Annotated in this window: 20 protein-coding genes and 4 pseudogenes; 22 read left to right on the top strand and 2 right to left on the bottom strand. The window is 50.7% G+C overall.

What is annotated here, in order from left to right; translation table 11 throughout:
* Positions 1-96 precede the first annotated feature (96 nt).
* Positions 97-432, bottom strand: a complete 336-nt coding sequence (locus H6G13_RS27750) for a transposase (protein WP_190488970.1) — start codon at positions 430-432, stop codon at positions 97-99.
* A gap of 44 nt (positions 433-476) precedes the next feature.
* On the opposite strand from H6G13_RS27750, the pseudogene H6G13_RS29685 reads away from it, so the two are divergent.
* A pseudogene (locus H6G13_RS29685) lies at positions 477-854 on the top strand (nuclear transport factor 2 family protein).
* A 94-nt stretch (positions 855-948) separates the two neighbouring features.
* On the opposite strand, the gene H6G13_RS27745 reads toward H6G13_RS29685, so the two are convergent.
* The gene (locus H6G13_RS27745) at positions 949-1,935 is read right to left on the bottom strand and encodes an AraC family transcriptional regulator (RefSeq protein ID WP_190488968.1); all 987 of its coding nucleotides are present in this window, start codon (positions 1,933-1,935) and stop codon (positions 949-951) included.
* Positions 1,936-2,463: 528 nt separating this feature from the next.
* On the opposite strand from H6G13_RS27745, the gene H6G13_RS29680 reads away from it, so the two are divergent.
* The 21 genes and pseudogenes from H6G13_RS29680 (at position 2,464) to H6G13_RS27640 (ending at position 18,872) form a co-directional block, all read left to right on the top strand.
* The gene (locus H6G13_RS29680) at positions 2,464-2,736 is read left to right on the top strand and encodes an Atu4866 domain-containing protein (protein WP_347277546.1); all 273 of its coding nucleotides are present in this window, start codon (positions 2,464-2,466) and stop codon (positions 2,734-2,736) included.
* 202 nt (positions 2,737-2,938) lie between these two features.
* A complete protein-coding gene (locus tag H6G13_RS27735; RefSeq protein WP_199306943.1) occupies positions 2,939-3,583 on the top strand; it encodes a nuclear transport factor 2 family protein in 645 nt (214 codons plus the stop codon).
* A gap of 61 nt (positions 3,584-3,644) precedes the next feature.
* A complete protein-coding gene (locus tag H6G13_RS27730) occupies positions 3,645-4,409 on the top strand; it encodes an SDR family oxidoreductase (RefSeq protein WP_190488966.1) in 765 nt (254 codons plus the stop codon).
* Positions 4,410-4,442: 33 nt separating this feature from the next.
* Entirely contained in the window at positions 4,443-5,177 is a 735-nt protein-coding gene (locus H6G13_RS27725) for an SDR family oxidoreductase (RefSeq protein ID WP_190488965.1), read from the top strand.
* Between the two features lie 156 nt (positions 5,178-5,333).
* Positions 5,334-6,374 (top strand): kelch repeat-containing protein, encoded by a 1,041-nt coding sequence (locus tag H6G13_RS27720; RefSeq protein ID WP_190488963.1) that lies wholly within the window; start codon positions 5,334-5,336, stop codon positions 6,372-6,374.
* A 37-nt stretch (positions 6,375-6,411) separates the two neighbouring features.
* Positions 6,412-6,615, top strand: coding sequence for a hypothetical protein (locus H6G13_RS27715; protein ID WP_190488961.1), 204 nt, complete (start codon positions 6,412-6,414; stop codon positions 6,613-6,615).
* A 308-nt stretch (positions 6,616-6,923) separates the two neighbouring features.
* Complete coding sequence (locus tag H6G13_RS29675) at positions 6,924-7,679, top strand: AraC family transcriptional regulator (RefSeq protein WP_347277545.1); 756 nt, start codon at positions 6,924-6,926, stop codon at positions 7,677-7,679.
* Between the two features lie 360 nt (positions 7,680-8,039).
* Positions 8,040-9,032: a CPBP family intramembrane glutamic endopeptidase gene (locus tag H6G13_RS27705; protein WP_190488959.1), complete on the top strand. Its 993-nt coding sequence runs from the start codon at positions 8,040-8,042 to the stop codon at positions 9,030-9,032.
* An 80-nt stretch (positions 9,033-9,112) separates the two neighbouring features.
* Entirely contained in the window at positions 9,113-9,526 is a 414-nt protein-coding gene (locus tag H6G13_RS27700; RefSeq protein ID WP_347277544.1) for a nuclear transport factor 2 family protein, read from the top strand.
* Between the two features lie 39 nt (positions 9,527-9,565).
* Positions 9,566-10,300 (top strand): SDR family oxidoreductase, encoded by a 735-nt coding sequence (locus tag H6G13_RS27695; RefSeq protein ID WP_190488957.1) that lies wholly within the window; start codon positions 9,566-9,568, stop codon positions 10,298-10,300.
* Positions 10,301-10,340: 40 nt separating this feature from the next.
* Positions 10,341-11,096 carry an SDR family oxidoreductase gene (locus H6G13_RS27690; RefSeq protein WP_190488955.1) on the top strand — a complete coding sequence of 252 codons (756 nt, stop codon included), beginning with the start codon at positions 10,341-10,343 and terminating at the stop codon, positions 11,094-11,096.
* Between the two features lie 82 nt (positions 11,097-11,178).
* Positions 11,179-12,033 (top strand): annotated as a pseudogene (locus H6G13_RS29670) (SDR family oxidoreductase).
* A gap of 167 nt (positions 12,034-12,200) precedes the next feature.
* Positions 12,201-12,791 (top strand): CPBP family intramembrane glutamic endopeptidase, encoded by a 591-nt coding sequence (locus H6G13_RS27680; RefSeq protein ID WP_190488953.1) that lies wholly within the window; start codon positions 12,201-12,203, stop codon positions 12,789-12,791.
* 168 nt (positions 12,792-12,959) lie between these two features.
* Entirely contained in the window at positions 12,960-13,928 is a 969-nt protein-coding gene (locus H6G13_RS27675) for an SDR family NAD(P)-dependent oxidoreductase (RefSeq protein WP_190488951.1), read from the top strand.
* A 137-nt stretch (positions 13,929-14,065) separates the two neighbouring features.
* A pseudogene (locus H6G13_RS27670) lies at positions 14,066-14,821 on the top strand (SDR family oxidoreductase).
* A gap of 90 nt (positions 14,822-14,911) precedes the next feature.
* The gene (locus H6G13_RS27665) at positions 14,912-15,235 is read left to right on the top strand and encodes an antibiotic biosynthesis monooxygenase (RefSeq protein ID WP_190488949.1); all 324 of its coding nucleotides are present in this window, start codon (positions 14,912-14,914) and stop codon (positions 15,233-15,235) included.
* Positions 15,236-15,368: 133 nt separating this feature from the next.
* Positions 15,369-15,623: pseudogene (locus H6G13_RS29665) on the top strand (nuclear transport factor 2 family protein); the annotation flags it as partial.
* 244 nt (positions 15,624-15,867) lie between these two features.
* Positions 15,868-16,833: an NADP-dependent oxidoreductase gene (locus H6G13_RS27655; protein ID WP_199306942.1), complete on the top strand. Its 966-nt coding sequence runs from the start codon at positions 15,868-15,870 to the stop codon at positions 16,831-16,833.
* A 153-nt stretch (positions 16,834-16,986) separates the two neighbouring features.
* Positions 16,987-17,895, top strand: coding sequence for an aldo/keto reductase family oxidoreductase (locus tag H6G13_RS27650; protein ID WP_190488947.1), 909 nt, complete (start codon positions 16,987-16,989; stop codon positions 17,893-17,895).
* A gap of 111 nt (positions 17,896-18,006) precedes the next feature.
* On the top strand, positions 18,007-18,336 hold the full coding sequence (locus H6G13_RS28445) for an FAD-binding protein (RefSeq protein WP_199306941.1): 330 nt from the start codon (positions 18,007-18,009) through the stop codon (positions 18,334-18,336).
* A 185-nt stretch (positions 18,337-18,521) separates the two neighbouring features.
* Positions 18,522-18,872 (top strand): nuclear transport factor 2 family protein, encoded by a 351-nt coding sequence (locus H6G13_RS27640; protein WP_190488945.1) that lies wholly within the window; start codon positions 18,522-18,524, stop codon positions 18,870-18,872.
* Positions 18,873-18,961 lie beyond the last annotated feature (89 nt).

Here is an 18,961-nt window from a genome sequence, read left to right as displayed (position 1 = left end):
ACAGAACCTGTGTTCTAGCTGTCGTTTTGCTCCCTTACGATCCTATTGATAGGGAACTCTCTCAAGCTGCCAAGTAATTGGCATCGCTGCTTTTGTCTAATTGTCGCCTGACATGCGGTCTCCGGTTTCATCAATCACCAGCACTAGCTTTCGGCCCCTAAGAAGTGACAGAATCAGCTCGATTCTCCGTTGTCTCAGCGCTCCTGCACTCCAGGGTGACTTGACCAAAAACTGTTGCAATGACTGAGCGTTAGGTAATCCTGTAACCTTGGCAATCGCAGGTAGTGATTTTCGCTTCACCTCAGATACCATCCCCAGGTGCAGATGCTTAAATGCTTCGAAGCTTCTTACCTCAGCAAAGATGTCTCGGTATTCTTCGCAATAGTCATCTACAAAAGCGACTGTTGGCTTGGCTATACGGGGCGCTGTCATTTGCTCCGCCTGGCTCTCAGCCCTTTTACTCTAATTTATCTACCATCAGAGTCATTGAAGAATTGGTATTAGAAGCGGCAAACGCGGCGATCGCTGAAGGCAACCATGAAGGATTTTTGTCATTCTGCGCTGACGACATCGAATAAACCTTTATAGGCGATAAGACCCTTAACGGAAAAGAATCCGTTCGCCAATGGATGGCGACGACATACGTAAAGCCGCCAAAGTTTAGGATTGCCAACTTAATCGCTGAGAATAATTTTGTTACGGCACTCGGCGACATAACAATGAAGGACGAAAACGGGAAGGCGGCTCATTACTCGTACTGCAACATTTGGCGCTTTTGTAGCAATCAGATTGCCGAATTAAAGGCTTTCGTCATTTCAACCAAAATTAAAAATGAAATCAGCAGCGTGGCGTAAATAATCTGCAAAAATTAGGGATGTGTTTTTGCAAAACACGATGAGATCAAATAGGCAAGGTTTACCTTACCTCTATCACTACGTTTAATTCTGTTCACCTACTTAGCACTGTTTCGGTTGTCCGTAAACGTTCAACATCGCGGATAGGCGGCGCACCAAACATGCGGGCATATTCGCGACTAAACTGTGAACTACTCTCATACCCGACCTGATAAGCAGCTTGAGATGCATCAGCATTTTCAGCAAGCATCATCTGTCGCGCAGCTAAGAGCCGTAATTGTTTTTGATATTGCAGCGGGCTCATCGAGGTGACTGTTTTAAAGTGGCGGTGGAACGAGGAAACGGACATATTCACCTGCTCAGCAAGATCCTCAACCCGCAACGGCTCCGTAAGCTCTGCTTTGATGCGTTTAATCACCTCAGTAATGCGCTGCATATTGCTTCCAGAGGTCGCAATCTGTCGCACTGCTTCGCCTTGCTCACCCATCAACAGGCGATAGTAGATTTCGCGAATGATCATTGGTGCTAAAAACGGAATATCCTGTGGCGTATTTAGAAGCTTCGTGAGCCGTGTAGCACAATCAATCAAAGACGGATTGGCATCGCTGACGCACCAGCCTCGAACTGAGTTCTCTTGCTGAACAGTCTCCGAGTTCGTTTGAGCAATGATGTCACAGAGTTCGGCGGGGTTTAACTTAAGCTTAAATCCGAGATAAGGTCGATCGGGTGTTGCATCTATCATGCAAACACTCAGCGGCAAATCGACCGAAAGCAGCAGATACTGAGCGACACCATACTGAAGGATTTCCTCGTTGAGCGATAATTTCTTTTCACCCTGCACCACAATGGCAAACAGCGGTTCGCTGACCTCCTGTATTGTTTTGGAAGTACTGGATCGCACAAAGACTAAGGGTTCGATCGCAGTTGCACAATAACCGCTTTCTTGACGGTCTGTATGCTGATCTATGAGTGCTGCTAGTTCTGCACATTGATCGATCGCCAACTGCCGTTGTGTTGGCAAAATCCCTCCGTTGGGAGAAGCGTCGATTGGGAGATTATGGTGCAGTTCCTCGATCGTCATGCTGAACTCCTAATTGATGTAGCCCTACTCCTGCAATCATTATAGGAATCTTTCTTCTTTGTCTGCGTCTTTTGAGAGGATTAGGCAATCATCTGCGAGGTTTGTGCATTTAGCCTCCTGATTCTTGCTTATAGGATGAAACTATTCGAGTACAACAGCCTCTAACTGCAGTTTAGCGCTCAAATCTTGCCCCTGCAATTAGCTGTTGTCAATCGAGCTGTAGACTTCGCAGCCATCAGGCTGAAAACGATCAGTTTGGAAGGTCGAAACGACACATTAACACTACGGTTTTGTGGCTCAGAACACAATTCAGTATCAAACCATATTGAGACAAAGCAGGTCTTATATGAAACAAAAACGATGTCCAAAATATTGGCAGTGATGATCAGTTTGGGAGCTTTTTCATTGATGAGCTGCACTTCTCAACCTACGGCAGAAGCACCTGCGCCAGAATCATCCGTAGGAGCTTCTGCTGCTGAATCTTTGTCAATTGCTCCATCTCCTCAAACCTCTAGTAATCGCCAAACGATGAATCCAAATCAAGTCAACACAGAAGCCGACCAATCAAATAACCTTTACGTCGGAATGTGGGTCACGCAAGATGGTTATATCCGTCATGAACTTCTACCCAACAACCGTTACGACGAAGCTCGCGGCGACAGAGAGCGCGCGTATCAGGGGCGCTATGAAATAACGGGAAATCGCATTAATTACTGGGACGATACTGGATTTACCGCCGATGGCGAGTTTCGTGACGGCGTACTTTATCATGGCGGCTATGTTTTTTACCGAGAAAGATGAGCCCTTCAAAACATTGAACAGCAAGTGAAAGTGAAAAATCATTGGAGAATTGGTTGCAGCCGATCGCGGTCGAAGCACTCGACATTTCAAGCAACTCTTTCCCTTCTCACCAGTGGTTGTCACATCGATAAGGTTGTCGTCTATGCCTCCCCTTTGTAGAGCAACGATGACTCGAATTGCGTAAAAATCTTAGGAGATTGAGATGATGCGTTATTTAGGTCAGGTTTTCATTAGCACAGGGCTGATCGGGCTGCTGGCTATTCCAGCGGTGACGCAAGCTCGCACAGATGGGGCAGGTTTTCAGTCGAATGTGACTGCGTTTGAGCCAAGTCACGACTCGACTGCATTGAATAATCTGCCTGCCCTCGATCGGGTTCCAGCACTTGTAGATTTGGCTCAGGCAACTCAGCCCAATCAAGCAGATGCACAGAAGACTCAGGTGATCGAGCAGCGCAACAAAGAAATCGTCCAGCAGTATTTCGACGGTTGGCGCAACGGAACTCGTAACTTCTTCGACCTGCTCTCTTCAGACGCAACCTGGACGATTACGGGTACTGGCGCAACTGCGGGCACCTATCGCAAGCAAGCGTTACTTGATCGAGTTATTAACCCGACCAGTGCCCGATTATCGACTCCAATTGTGCCAGCCGTACGAGGCATCTGGGCAGATGGCGATATGGTCATTGCCCTGTGGGATGGAGAGGCGACCGCCGGGGACGGCAGACCTTATCGGAACACCTACACTTGGTATTTCAGAATGCAGGACGGCAAAGCGATTGAAGCGATCGCCTTTCTAGACATGCAAGAGTTCAACGATTTGTGGACAAGAATTTCACCGAGAAACTAGTGCTAGTCGCCCTGTCACTGAGCTAGAGCTACTTCCGCAGCTTCCATAAGGAGAATTAACTATGACAAATAACACAAAGATCGCATTGGTCACAGGAGCGAGCCGAGGACTGGGCAAAAGTACGGCGTTGGCCCTTGCTAAAAAAGGAGTTAATGTAATTGTGACCTATCGCAGCAGCGAGGCAGAAGCAAGTCGCGTTGTCTCTGAGATTGCAGAAATGGGCGGTAAAGCCGCTGCCCTGCAATTGGACGCTTCCAGCACAAAACCCTTTGATGACTTTGCGGCACAGGTCAAACAGACGCTTCAAGATACGTGGCAGACCGAGCAGTTTGATTTTCTGGTGAACAATGCAGGAATTGGGATCCATAAGCCGTTTGCTGAAACAACCGAGGACAATTTTGATCGATTGATCAACCTCCAATTCAAGGGCGTTTTCTTTCTCACCCAAACGCTGTTGCGACTGCTCAAGGACGGTGGACGGATTGTGAATCTTTCGTCGGGGCTTGCTCGCTTTACGCTGCCGAGCTACTCAGCCTATGCCAGCATGAAAGGCGCGATCGAGGTGCTGACTCGATATATGGCAAAAGAACTAGGGCACAGACAGATTGCCGTAAATGTTGTGGCTCCGGGCGCGATCGAAACAGATTTTGCGGGCGGTGCAGTCCGTGACAATCCAGAAATCAACAACTTCCTCGCTTCGCAAACCGCGTTAGGTCGAGTTGATCTTCCCGATGACATTGGGGGTGCGATCGCATCTTTACTTTCTGAAGACAATCGCTGGGTGAATGCTCAGAGAATTGAAGTCTCTGGCGGTATGTTTCTTTAATTCACACTTACTAAAGCAAAAGGAAAACTCACTATGTTGAATGTAAAAAACAAAGTCATCGTCATCACCGGAGCTAGTAGCGGCATTGGGGAAGCCACTGCTAAATTACTTGCCGAATATGGTGCAAAGGTAGTTCTGGGGGCACGGCGTACGGAAAAACTAAAGAAGATTGTTGAGGAGATTCATAACCAGGGCGGTACAGCAGAATTTAAAGCGATCGATGTCACCGATCGCGAAGATGTGAAAGCATTTTTTGAGTTTGCCAAAGACAAATTTGGTCGCGTCGATGTCATTTTCAACAATGCAGGCGTGATGCCCCTATCCCCGATGAATGCCCTGAAAGTTGAGGAATGGGACAATATGGTTAATGTGAACATCCGGGGCGTATTGAATGGCATCGCGGCAGGGCTACCGATTATGGAAGCGCAAGGTGGTGGGCAAATCATCAACACTGCGTCCATTGGTGCCCATGTGGTAGGACCCACTGCGGCAGTTTATTGTGCAACCAAGTATGCGGTTTGGGCAATTTCTGAAGGACTGCGGCAGGAATCACAAAATGTTCGCGTCACTACCATATCTCCGGGTGTCGTTGACACCGAACTTGGCTCTGATATCACCGATGAGTCATCCAAAGGCTTGTTAAAAGAATTTCGCAAAACTGCACTTTCCTCAGAGGCGATCGCCAGAGCTGTTTTATACGCTGTGTCTCAGCCGGACGATGTTGATGTCAATGAAGTGATTGTCCGCCCGATTAGCCAGGTGATGTAGATACATCATGGAGTCACGAGGAAAATTTTGTGTATGTAGTTTTCGGTGCGACTGGACGACAATCTTCTACAAACGCCCTGGTATCCTGGCAAGAATTTTAGCGGGTTGGTTCGCATGCCAAATCCACGTCCGATCGGTTGAGATGGAGTCTGTATCATGTTGCGTAGATTTAGAGGTTTGATTTTCCTGCCGCTGTTGGTCTTTTCGCTCATAGCGTTAGGTTCGCCCGTGCTCACTCAAGCACAAAACCAGTTACCCTATTGGACTGAAGCTGCGCCGCCAACAGTCGCTCGGCAAGAGCTATATCCAGAAGTTTTGAATGGAAAGATTTACGTGGTCGGCGGTTTACTCAGCCCAAATACCGGGTTCTCAGCCCATTTTGAGTCTTATGATTCGGTCAACGATACATGGACAGTCTTGAGACCGCTTCCTGAAGCCCGACATCACATCACGCTATCGGCAGTCAATGGCTTGCTCTATGGTGTGGGCGGTTTCACAGGCGGATTTCCAGACTGGCGGGCACAGCCAACAATGTTTATCTACGATCCTGCCTCTAATACTTGGACTGGAGGGACTGACCTGCCAGCGGCTCGTGCAGAGGGCGTATCCGCAGTGGTCGATGACAAGATATACCTGATTGGTGGGCGTGTTCGAGCCACTGACGACGCGCGTCTGTTCAATGACCACATTGCCAGTGTGCGAAACGAAGTCTTTGACCCGACGATAGGGCGTTGGACAGCACGTGCCGATGCTCCAACAGCGCGAAATAGTGCAGCGGCGGCTGTCATTGATCGCAAGATCTATGTGGTGGGCGGTCGCAATTTTGTCAGGAATGCTGACGGCACGACGCAGCAGGTGAATGTGCCAAATCTTGAGGTCTACGATCCAGAGCTTGATCGTTGGGTAACGCGAGCGCCCATACCTCAAGCCCAAGGGGGTCTGGCTGCAACCGCACTCAACGGCAAGCTTTACGTGTTTGGCGGCGAACAATGGGTTCCAGAGCAGAAGGTTTTCGCCGAAAGTTGGGTATACGACCCGGAAACCGACGGTTGGGAGGCATTGCCGCCCTTGCCAACTCCACGACATGGATTGGGAGCATCGGCAATCGGCAACCGAATCTTTGTGTTTGGTGGTGGAACCCAAACAGGCGGAAATGCAGCAACGGCAATCCACGAAGTGCTGGTATTGCCCACCTAGAGTGCTATGCACTAAGAAGTTTATTGAGAATGAGCCTATGACGCATTCAAGATTACAACGCAAGAATGATTTTGAGCATGGGAGTATACCTCAGACTGATTCTCTCCATGATGCTAGCGTTAATTATGCTCTGATTGCGATCGCGCAAGAAGTCGCTGAGTTGCTGAAACAATCCTATTCAGTACAAGCCCATGAAATCGACGGCATAGAATTAATAGCCGGGAACACTTCTGCTGAATGATCGGCTCCTGGCTGCGTCGGCAAAACCTGACTAAGGATAGAAGCCTTGATCGTTGGCTTGTACCTCGTATGTCAATCACTATTTTGTGTTCCTGACTGATGAATGCTTTTGCTGCGCCACGACTGGGCTGAAAAGTGTTTGTTTTGTAACTGCAAACAATCGGTGAGAGCAAACTCTATGAGCAGCGGCCCTCTCAACTCGCTAGAACTCAGCCGACAGTTCAATAAAAAACTGATGTTCTCCAGTCAGCAAATGAACTGGAATGATGTTTTCGTTGAGAGTGTCAAAGCCCTGTTTCAGCTTTTGAGGTGGAACTCCCAGCCCTCTCAGAGCATTGGCTCAACTTACATATAGGAAATCCCGCTCCTTTAATTCAGAAACGGGACGATCGCCTGCATGAGTCAATCCTTAATGAAGGGGACAATCTCTTTGTCCCGGCTGGACAACCAAGCTACTGGTGTAGAGATAAAAGTGGTGTCATCTGCACTCCGCTACACATTTGCTTAAAGCCAAAATTGATTCAAAAAGTGGCTGAAGCCTCTGATATTGATTCAAACCGGTTCGAGCTTGTGCATAGTTTCGGCCAGCAAGATTTACAACTTCATCAGATTGGCATGCTGATGTTCGCTGAGCTGCGCTCGGGTGGAATGATGGGGCAATTATATGTCGAATCACTCACTCAAATTCTGGTGATTCATTTACTACGACACTATTCGACCCTAACGCAACCGATCGCATCCCAAAACAACAGCTTCACTCGTATCCAGTTGGAGCAGGCGATCGATTACATTCACACCTACCTGAATCGAGAGTTATCCCTGGCAAAACTGGCCAGTGTTGTTAACATCAGCCCCACGTACTTTGCTAGTTTGTTTAAACAGGCAACGGGGATTTCACCACACCAGTATGTAATTCAACAGCGAGTCGAGAAGGCGAAATTGATGTTGAAGAAAACAGATTTGGCGATCGCAGATATCGCCCTACAAGTCGGCTTCTCTAGTCAAAGCCATCTGACGCAACAATTTAAGCGTCTGACTGGAATGACTCCAAAACAGATTCGCTAGCGCTGTAAGAATTTGATAAATCACCATAAGAATCTAAAAGAAGTTGAGTGTTTAAACTTACTACACTCAAGTTAGCTAAAGCAAAGACAATCTAGACGTTAATCATCACGTCTAAAGTGTTTTCCAACTATTCGCGTTCTAACTATTCGCGGGAGTCGGAAAAGCCTCTGCCGCTTTCTTGGAGCGGATCACACCAAACAAAGTCTCCCGATCGGGCGCATGATTTATGCCGTCCGCGTGACCACCAGTGGGATCGTCGGTGATCCTATTGAACCTTGAAAACAATAGCAACGGCAACTAGCAACCAGACCCAAGTACTACATGCACGACTACATACATGTACGAGTCAAGGAGACAAAGATGAGGATCAAAGCAACCAAAGGAAAGCAGGGAATCGGAACGGAAGTGAAAGACACGACTTACGTGGAAGCTGCCGGGTGGGGTAAGTATCGGGGGTGGCGGTACCTTCTGGGGCTGGTGGTCATCCTCGTTGCGCAGCTGGTTGTCGGGAGCGCTGCCAGCGCACTGGTCGCGTTCGCGATCGCTGGACAGGAGGGACTTGCGGCGTACACACAGCAGGATTTCTCCGCGATCGGTTCCGTGAGGGGCTTCCTGGTGCTCATGGCAGGTTTCCCATTTTTCCTTGCGGGAGTCCTCATTGCCGTGTCCCTTATCCACCGCCGCCATCCCCGGACGCTCATTACGGCGCAGGAGCGAGTACGCTGGAGCCGCATCGGCCAGGGGTTCGTGGCGTGGTTCATCCCGCTGTGTCTGGTAGGGGGGATGGGGCAGTATCTGTTCTATCCAGACACCTTCTCCTTCGCCCCTGACCTGGCAGCATTCGCGCGCTTCGTGCCGATTGCCCTGATCCTGACCGCGCTCCAGACCACCACCGAGGAACTGTTCTTTCGCGGGTACATCGTGCAGGGCGCGAGCCGCATCTGGGCCAACCGCATCTTTCTGGCGCTTGTGTCGACGGTGGTCTTCGCCGTGCCGCATCTCTTAAACCCGGAGGCGCGCGCGGGTGGCTGGCTCACGAGCTTTTTATACTACTTCGTTGGTGGGGGTCTGGTGTTGGCGGTCGTCTCGCTGGTGGACGGAACGACCGAACTGGCCATCGGCGCACACTTCGCCAATAACATCTTCGGCTTTCTCGTGGTGAACGCTGCCGGAACCGTCGTGTCCACGCCGGCCCTGTTTATCGTCAGCGAGTTCCATGCTACCTACGTGGCGCTATCGGTGCTGGTGATAATTCCCATATTCCTGGCGATCGCCTACAAGGGGTTCAAACGCGACGAGGCATCCGAACCCGTTTCCCAGAGCGATCGGGAGGGTCGTCGGTGGTCTCGTTAGTCAACAAAGTTTCCTGGGTTGCCAAAGGCAGCATAAAGGCTCAGACGAGTAATACCTCTAAGCACAATGGAGATAACAAAGTGAACACAAAAACTACCTCTATTCAAAACACTTTCTCGGTTCTGCTCACGATGGAAGCTGCAATCAATGCTCATGACATTGATACGTTCGTGAACTGCTTTGCTCCTGACTTCGTAGGTGAACAACCCGTTCATCCGGAGCGAAACCTCAGCGGTGCAGAACAGGTGCGGAAGAACTGGACTGCTCTGTTCGCTCAAGTTCCTGATCTTCAAGCGAAATTAATCACCCATACGATCGCGGGTGAGTTGGGTTGGTCGGAGTGGCACTGGCAAGGCAACCATACCAACGGCACAAAACTCGATATGCGAGGTGTTGTTGTGGTGGGACTGAGAGAAAACGCGATCGCATGGGCGCGGTTGTATATGAAGCAGCTTGCCCAAGTCGTACAGGCAGACATCCTAAAAGCAGTCTAACTGCTAATCAGCTTTAATCACCTACAAGGAACAATCACCATGTTAACTGTTGAGAACAAAGTTATTGCGATTACTGGAGCTAGTAGCGGTATTGGTGAAGCAACTGCCAGATTGCTGGCTCATCAGGGTTTACGGGTTGTGTTAGGGGCGCGGCGCACCGATCGACTGGAAGCAATTTCTGCCGAAATTCGCTCTAAAGGCGGCGAAGCAGAATACCGTACCCTGGATGTCACCAACCTCGAAGACATGCAAGCCTTTGTCGAGTTTGCCCAAGATAAATTTGGTCGCCTTGATGTTGTGGTGAACAATGCAGGCTTGATGCCACTCTCCAGGCTTGAGGTGCTGAAGGTCGATGAATGGAACCGCATGATTGATGTGAACATTCGCGGTGTGCTTCACGGGATTGCTGCTGCGCTACCTCTCTTTAAGCAGCAACGATCAGGGCAGTTTGTCAATCTATCCTCGATCGGCGGGCACAACGTCTATCCAACCGCAGCCATATACTGCGCCACTAAGTTTGCGGTTCGAGCGATTTCCGAGGGACTGCGGCAGGAATCGCCGGATATTCGGGTGACAGTGATTTCGCCTGGAAATACTGAATCTGAACTCGCCAGCACGACCACGGATGCTGAAGCAGCGGAATGGGTGGAGAAATTCCGCGACTCTGCCATTCCAGCAGAAGCGATCACACGGGCAATTACATTCGCAATCGAGCAACCCGTCGACGTAGATGTCAATGAAATCATTGTTCGACCGATTGGACAAATGAGCTAAATCTCGGAAAGTCAATCTTGATTGAAACAGGAGAAACAAAATGATACTGCAAGATAAAGTGGCGTTAGTTACGGGAGGCGCATCGGGAATTGGTCGAGCAACAGCAATTGCATTCGGTGCTGCGGGAGCAAAAGTGGTCTTCTCGGACATACGCGGTGTAGAAGGTGAAGAAACGGCTGATTTGATTCGCGAGACTGGGGCAGAATGCTTGTTCGTCAAATCAGATGTATCGAGTGAAGCGGATGTGCAAGCCCTGGTGCAAAAAACGGTCGCTACTTACGGCAAACTCGATTGTGCCTTTAACAATGCTGGAATCGATCTTGTTGTTACACCGTTGCATGAACAATCGATCGAGGATTTTGACCAGATCATGTCGATCAATGCACGAGGGCTATTTCTCTGTATGAAATACGAAATTCAGCAGATGCTAACCCAAGGCGCAGGCGCGATCGTGAACAATTCATCAACGAATGGTCTTGTTGCGTTGCCGGGAATCTCTCCTTACGTTGCCAGCAAACATGCCGTGATGGGGTTAACGCGATCGGCTGCCCTCGATTATGCCAAACAGGGCATTCGGATTAATGCTGTCAATCCGGGTCCGATCGCGACTGACCTTATGGCTCGTAGCGCTAACCAGATGGGTATCACGTTTGATGATCTCGGGTCTATGGTTCCGATGGGTCGTATTGGCCAGGCAGCAGAAATCGCTCAAGCCGTTATTTTTCTTTGCTCTGATGCTGCCAGCTACATCACAGGTCAGTCTTTGGCGATCGATGGTGGATATACAGCGAGTTAATTTTTGATGGTTGATGGTGGACTCACAGTGAATCGATCCATTTCAAGAGAGAACAACCGGGCTTGATTTTAGGAGAAGTAGAATGATACTTCAGAATAAGGTGGCGTTAGTCACTGGTGGCACATCGGGAATTGGCAGAGCTACCGCGATCACCTATGCCCAACAACAAGCAAAGGTGGTGGTGGTTGGTCGTCGAATGGATGAAGGTGAAGAAACGGTTCGATTGATTCAGGAAGCTGGCGGAGAGGCGATTTTTGTGCAAGCAGATGTCACGAAAGAAGCCGATGTTGAAGCAATGGTTGATAAAGCGGTTAGCGTTTTTGGTCGGTTAGATATTGCCTTTAATAATGCAGGAACTGTCGGCGAAAACCCCTCATTGATTGAGCAAACAGAAGCTGAATACGATCGCACGATGAACGTCAATGTCAAAGGCGTTTGGTTGTCGATGAAGCATGAAATCGCTCAGATGTTGAAACAGGGAAGTGGTTCGATCGTCAATACATCATCTGGGGCTGGAGTCGTTGCAGTTCCTACCCAACCCCTCTACACCGCGAGTAGGCGTTGCTGAATAGAGGGATGGCTTCACTCATATTGAAATGAAGCGTCAAGGATTCCAGGTATTGCTTCATCCCCAGGATCAGCAACGCCCGCGAGTAAACATGCGGTCGTAGGCTTAACAAAAGCCGCCGCGCTCCAATATGCCAAAGCGGGTATTCGCATCAATGTCGTTGCACCAGCAGCAATCGAAACAGATATGTTTGAAGCAGCGACAGGTGGGCAGGATGAGGTCAAAGCTTACATAACAGGACTCCACCCGATCGGACGAATTGGAACACCGCTTGAAGTTGCAGATGCAGTTCTGTTTTTATCATCTGACCTGGCATCGTTCATAACAGGTGAAACGTTGATGGTAGATGGTGGGTATGTAGCGCAGTAGTCGAGCGGCAGTGCGAAATGTTGGATACAGCACTTCAAGCAACTTACTAAAGTAACACTGAAATAGGTTCGCTAATTCCATCGGGAACTCCATAGGAATCTGCAAGAAGTTGAGTGTTGGAACTAATTACACTCAAGTGAACTAAGACAAAGAGAACTTGAGAGGTGATGCTGTCCGGGCAGCTCGGCCTCGATCCCGTCGTCTACGGCCTAGCCCTCGCCGCGCTGTCTGTTATCGCCCCCTTTGCTGGGTTTGCGGCAGCGGCGCTGCTGCGCCTCCGCTCGTGGAGCGCCTTCGGTGTGCGCCGCACCACGGCGCGCTGGCTCCTGATCGGGGTCGGAGCGGGGGTGGTCGCCTTCGTGGTCAGAGGTTTTGCGGCCATGGCCTACACCGCCCTCACCGGAGATAGCTCCACCCCCCAGGAGGTGTACGGTGACGCTGGCAGCGGCCGGGTGCTGTCCCTGGTGCTGGCTACGCTGTTTATCGGTCTGCTCGTGCCCCTCGTCGAGGAACTGCTCTTCCGGGGTGTTATCACGAACGCGCTGCTGCGCTACGGCCCGTTGATTGGTGTTGTGGGCAGCACCCTGATCTTCGCCCTCGCTCACGGCGTCAACATCGTCTTCGCAATAGCTTTGGTATTTGGTCTCGTCAGCGCTGAATTGTTCCGCCGCAGCGGCTCGATCTGGCCTGGCGTCATTGCCCACGTTATCAACAACCTGCCCACGGTCTTCGTGTTGGTGCTCATCAGAGCGGCCTGAATAATCACTATCACGCGAAAGGGGTGTCTGCCCAATGGCTTACTGTAGAGCCACCAACTCATGCTGGGAGGAGAACCCTGATTGCTACGACTTATATCCGAATCTCGCTACTGACTGGAGCCATGATGCTGGTTATTAGTGCTAAACGCACAATTAAAGGAAGAAGAAATGACTGAAACATTTGGTGCAAAATCGACCGCCGACGAGGTGCTTTCCGGCATTAATCTCAAGGGAAAGCGATTTCTCATTACGGGTGCATCGTCAGGCATTGGGCTTGAAACCGCCCGCTCACTGGTCTCGCACGGCGCGAGCGTCGTCGGCGCGGTCCGGAACCTCGCTAAAGCTGAGCCAGCCACTGCATCGGTTCGTGATGCTGCGTCCCCAGGAGGTGGCAGCCTGGAGTTGATCAATCTCGATCTGGCATCCTTGCAAAGCGTTCGTGCCTGTGCGGATAAACTGTTGGCTGACGGTCAACCGTTCGATGCCATCATCGCTAACGCTGGCGTTATGGCAACTCCGTTCGGTCGGACGATCGACGGCTTTGAAGTCCAGTTCGGGACGAACCATCTTGGTCATTTCGCCCTGATCAATGGGATCGAGCCGCTGCTCGCCGATAATGGACGGCTGGTCGTCCTGTCGTCGCTCGCGCATCGTGGTGCCGATATCGATTTGGACGATCCGAATTTCGAGCAGCAGGCGTACGATTCATGGGTTGCCTATAGCCGCTCGAAAACCGCCAATTCACTGTTCGCTGTGGAGTTTGACAGGCGGCATCGTGATCGCGGCATTCGGGCTGCTTCGGTGATGCCCGGAAACAGTCTCACGGATCTACCCCGCCATCTCTTGCCGGAGGATTTGCAGGGACTTTTGCAGACTGTTGACGCAGCGCGCACCGAAGCGGGTCTGCCGCCGAAAGAGTTGAAAGAAATTCCGCAGGCAGCCGCGACATCGGTTTGGGCAGCAGTCGTGGCGAATAAAGACGAGATCGGTGGACATTATCTCGAAGATTGTGCGATCGCACCGATTGATGACACGCCCAACCCGTTTGCCGATGGTGTCAGGTCGTATGCGCTCGACGCTAACAAAGCCAAGCAGCTTTGGGCGAAAAGCGAGGAATTGATCAGCGCTGCATCTTGAAGGTTATCGCGCACATCTAAACGCAATAATCCATTCCACTTTTGTACTTGGATGAACACTCACAAGAATGCCCGATTGACGTATAAGCGTTAATCACCATGCCTTACGTTTCCCGTAAACTCAACCAGGAAAACACCATGTCACAAAAACTCTCAGGAAAAGTTGCGCTTGTCACTGGCGGCACCAGCGGCATCGGACTTGCCACTGCCAAGCGATTTGTCGCCGAAGGTGCCTATGTCTTTATCACGGGTCGTCGCCAGACTGAACTTGATGCGGCTGTAAACGGGATTGGTAAGAACGTGACTGGCATTCAGGGCGATGTCTCAAAGCTGGCAGACCTCGATCGGCTTTATGCCACGATCGAGCAAGAGCAAGGCCACTTGGATGTGATCTTTGCGAATGCTGGTGGTGGCGAGCTCATCCCGCTTGGAGCGATCACCGAAGAACACTTTGACAAAACCTTCAACACCAATGTCAAGGGTCTACTGTTCACTGTGCAGAAGGCACTGCCGCTGATGCCAGAGGGCACTTCCATCATCCTGAATGCCTCAACTAATTCCATCAAGGGTATCCCAGCCTTCAGCGTGTATGGTGCCACCAAAGCTGCCGTGCGATCGTTTGCCCGCACCTGGACACTCGACCTCAAAGACCGCCAGATTCGAGTGAATGCGGTCAGCCCTGGTCTCATTCCGACTCCCGCTTACGATCTTCTCTGAGGACTCAGTGAAGAGCAGTTGAAAGAATTTGTGGCGAGCCAAGCTAACAATATTCTATTGGGACGAGCTGGCACACCCGACGAGATCGCCAAAGCCGTTGTCTTTCTCGCTTCAGATGACAGCAGCTTTGTCAACGGCATTGAGCTATTCGTCGATGGTGGCATGGCACAAATCTAAGATCGCTTCCTCGTTAAAAAGCACTACCCGATCGCGTATAAAAGTCCATCTATAAACTTCCCATCGAACAGAGTCGAAGGAGAAACACACATGCCACAGGAAAAGATGCCACAAGTCTCTGACAAAGAACTGATGATGAGTAACACGCTCATGATTCAGCCTGAGTACCGCGAGGAGTTCTTGATGGAACTCCGAGAGATCTTGCCTCAAGCCCGCCGTTTGGAAGCGTGCATCTCACTTGAGGTCGGTGAGGTCGCCGATCAGCCTGGGATGTTTGTGCTGTTCGAGCGCTGGCGTAACGGAAACGAGTACCTGAACGAAATCCTGCAACTGCCCTTCTACCAGCGGTACCTGGAACGCAGCGAACCATTCTACGCAGCTCCGCGAGCAGTTCTCGTCCTTACGTCAATCTAAATGGGTGCTGTGTCTAGAGCGGTCACCTAACAATGAAGCAAACGGTGTCAAGCCGCTAGTGCCGCGTTCGAGTTTCTTCGCCGCCGCTGATTTGAGCCGTTGGGCGTTTCGGGTAATGTGAGGTGTGGAACGGATGACGGATAAACTTGAGCACAACAAACAAACGGTCACGGCGTTTTATGACCTGATGTTCAATTAGTGTCAGCCTGCAGAAGCCATCGAGAAATATGTCGGCGATGTGTACATCCAGCACAACTCAGCGGTGGCCGACGGGAAGCAGGCTTTCATCGAATATTTCGAGAGGATGGCGAAAGAATATCCGGGCAAGTGCGTCCAGTTTAAGCGCGTCTTCGCTGAAGGCAATTATGTAGTTTTGCATTGCTACCAGTTATCCATGCTGGAGAATTAAGCAAGGATCAAAGAGCTCTAGGCATTGGAAATACTAGCTCGAATTTGTAAGATGAACGCATTTAGGAAACGTTAAAAAAAAGAGAACAATGCCGCATTGTCCTCCTTAAACAATTAAAAACTTTTTGGAAGAAATGGCAATCCGTCCAAACAAAATTTGTCAGCAGTTTTACGCCTCCGAACCCCTCAATAACAACTCAAGCAATTAGCAGGAGAACCTATTTATGCAAAATACTCCCCAACAAATGAAAGTAATGACTGTTGACGAGTTCGGTCATGCTGACAAGCTGACTTTGCACACCTTACCCTTGCCTACAGTGGATGCAGGCGAAGTTTTGATTCGCATCAAGATCGCCGGAGTCGGCATCTGGGATGAGATGGAGCGTGAAGGTGAGCTAGTGTATAACGAAGTTCACTTTCCGCGTGTGCTGGGCGGTGAATGTGCAGGCACTATTGTTGCGATTGGCGATGGCGTTGAACGTTTTGCTTTTGGCGACCGCGTTTACGCCCAGAGCTTCATGAACGACAAGGGTGATAGCTATGCAGAATACGTCGTCGTCTCTTCAGAGACGGTCGCGCCGATGCCCGATGGTCTCGATATGTTGATGGCGGGCGGGCTACCCATTGCTGGTGTAACGGCACTCAGCAATTTGCAAGTGTCGGGGACAGGCAACAAAACCAAATTGATGCTGTGGGGCGCGAGCGGTGGCGTCGGTCACGTTGCGCTACAACTGGCTAAACGCATGGGCGCGAACGTTTTCGCGATCGCATCGGGTGCAGACGGTGTAGCTTTGGTTAAGCAGTTGGGGGCGGATGAAGCAGTAGACGGACATAGCGACGACGTTGTGCAACGCGCCCGTGCCTTTGCGCCCGATGGCTTCGATATCGCGCTGGTGCTGGCGGGCGGCGATACCGTTCAATCAACGCTGAGTTTGGTCCGTCAGGGCGGAATGACCACCTTTCCTAATGGCGTGATGCCCGAACCTAAAGCACCCGCCGGTGTGGAACTCAAGAAAGCAAATGGGTTCGCCAACCCAACATTGTTAGACCAACTCAATCGATTGATCGGCATCGGTGAGTTTCAAGTTCACATCGCACAGACATTTAGGCTGGAAGAGGCGGCACAAGCGCAGTCAGCGATGAGACAGCACTATCTGGGCAAAATTGTGTTGCGCGTGAGCAGCGAATAAGAGCTGATTGAATTTCCAGCTTTTACAACAACTCTACTCTCAACAAATCTTGTACAGGATGAAAGCATCTTAAGAGGACCCTCAAAGAGTCAGGGAGATGCTGCTGCATTGCTTTCGGTAAACCACTAAAAAATTCTTGGAGAAAGTAGCAATATGTCTGAGCAAACGAACCTTGGCGGCACTTTTACGCTGCCGAACACCTCAATCACAGTGAAACGCATCGGCTATGGTGCTATGCAACTCGCGGGTCCGAATGTAATGGGTGCGCCACGAGATGTGGATGCAGCCGTTGCTATTTTGCGCGAAGCGATCGCACTTGGCATTAATCACATAGATACGAGCGACATCTACGGACCTCACATCACAAATCAGATTATTCGACAAGCTCTACATCCCTACCCCGAAGATTTGGTGATTGTAACCAAGGCTGGAGCACGTCGTCCTAAAGATGGATCATGGGTTCCTGCGATGTCGCGGCAGGATCTGACTGAGGCAATTCACGACAACCTGCATAACCTCGGACTCGATGCGATCGATATCGTCAATCTCCGCTTGATGGGTGACATGGGTGACGGTCACGGACTATCGGAGGGTTCTCTCGCCGAGCCGCTGACGACCTTAGCCGAACTTAAGAAGCAGGGATTAATTCGTCACCTCGGTTTGAGCAATGTCACGCCTACACAGTTAGCAGAGGCGCAAACGATCACGGAAGTTGTCTGTGTGCAGAACCAGTACAATGTGGCGCACCGGGAAGATGATGCTTTCATCGACGATCTCGCACAGCAGGGCATCGCTTATGTGCCGTTCTTCCCGCTGGGTGGGTTCACGCAGCTACAATCTTCGGTACTTGAAAGCACCGCCAAGTCTTTAGACGCGACACCGATGCAAGTAGCGCTGGCATGGTTGCTTCAGCGCTCTCCCAATATCTTGCTGATTCCCGGCACGTCATCGGTTGAGCATTTACGTCAGAATGTCAAAGCTGCGGCGCTGCAACTTCCGCAGCAAACGGTGGCTGACCTGAACGAGATCGCGGCAAAACCGTTGGCAGATCGCTTGAGTTAGTACTTTGAGCGGCGATCGCTCGTTGTCTAAGTGTGCAAGATGTCATTCACACGGTTCGCTGGACACGTGCGCAGGGACTGGGACTCTCTGTTCGAGGTGGAGGACACGATTTTGCCGGACGAGTTTTGTCTGAAGAATGGCGTCGCGATCGATTTGTCCCAGATGAGAGCCGTCACCATTAATCCGGACAAGCGCACAGCCCATGTTCAAGGTGGAGCAACGGCTGGCGACCTGATTGAGGCAGCACAGAATCTATGGGTTGGCGACAGCTACGGGAACCATTTCCAGCATTGGGATGGCTGGATTACTTTGGGGGAAGGCTATGGTCCTCTGACGGGTGCTTATGGACTGGGTGCCGATAACCTGCTGTCAGCACAAGTGGTAACTGCCGACGGGCAGCTTGTGGCCGCAAATGCCGAGAAGCATCCGGATCTACTTTAGGGACTGCGTGGAGGAGGAGGCAACTTTGGAGTCGTCGTTTCCCTGGAGTATCACCTTCATCCGCTCGCGACGGTGTTATCTGGTTTGCTGTATATCCTCTAGAGCAAGGAGGATTCAGAGCAGTGTTACGCCGTTTTAACGAGTTCATCGCAAACAGGGTTAGGCTTTTTAATTAAGGAGAAATCATGAAATCCAATCAAATCGCCGTCATAGAGCGACTGCAACAAGCACAGAACGCACAAGACCTAGAAGCGCTTTTAGCCTGCTTTGCACCCAACTTTCAGGGCAATCATCCACTCCATCCTGAGAGAGGTTTCGAGGGAATTGAGAATGCCCGTAAGAATTGGTCTGGCATCTTCCACGCCATCCCAGACTTTCACTCAGAGTTGCTCTGTTCGGCAGTAGAGGGTGACACGGCCTGGGCTGAGTGGTACTGGTTCGGCACCCATCGTGATGGTACGCAGTTTAATATGCGCGGCGTGAGTATTGTTGGTGTACAAGCGGATCAGATCGAGTGCATCCCAAATTTGCGATGAGTAGGAATGCTTAGCTACGTAGATAGCTAACAACGCTAAGCTTTGAGCAGTATAGCGAGGGATAGGGAAGCGATGGATGCATCTAAAGA

It is taken from the genome of Pseudanabaena sp. FACHB-2040 (genome assembly GCF_014696715.1).
In the GTDB taxonomy this organism is placed as follows: Bacteria; Cyanobacteriota; Cyanobacteriia; order Phormidesmidales; family Phormidesmidaceae; genus JACVSF01.
Note: the sequence above shows the minus strand (reverse complement) of the source record. Positions and strands in the feature narration are given on the sequence as shown.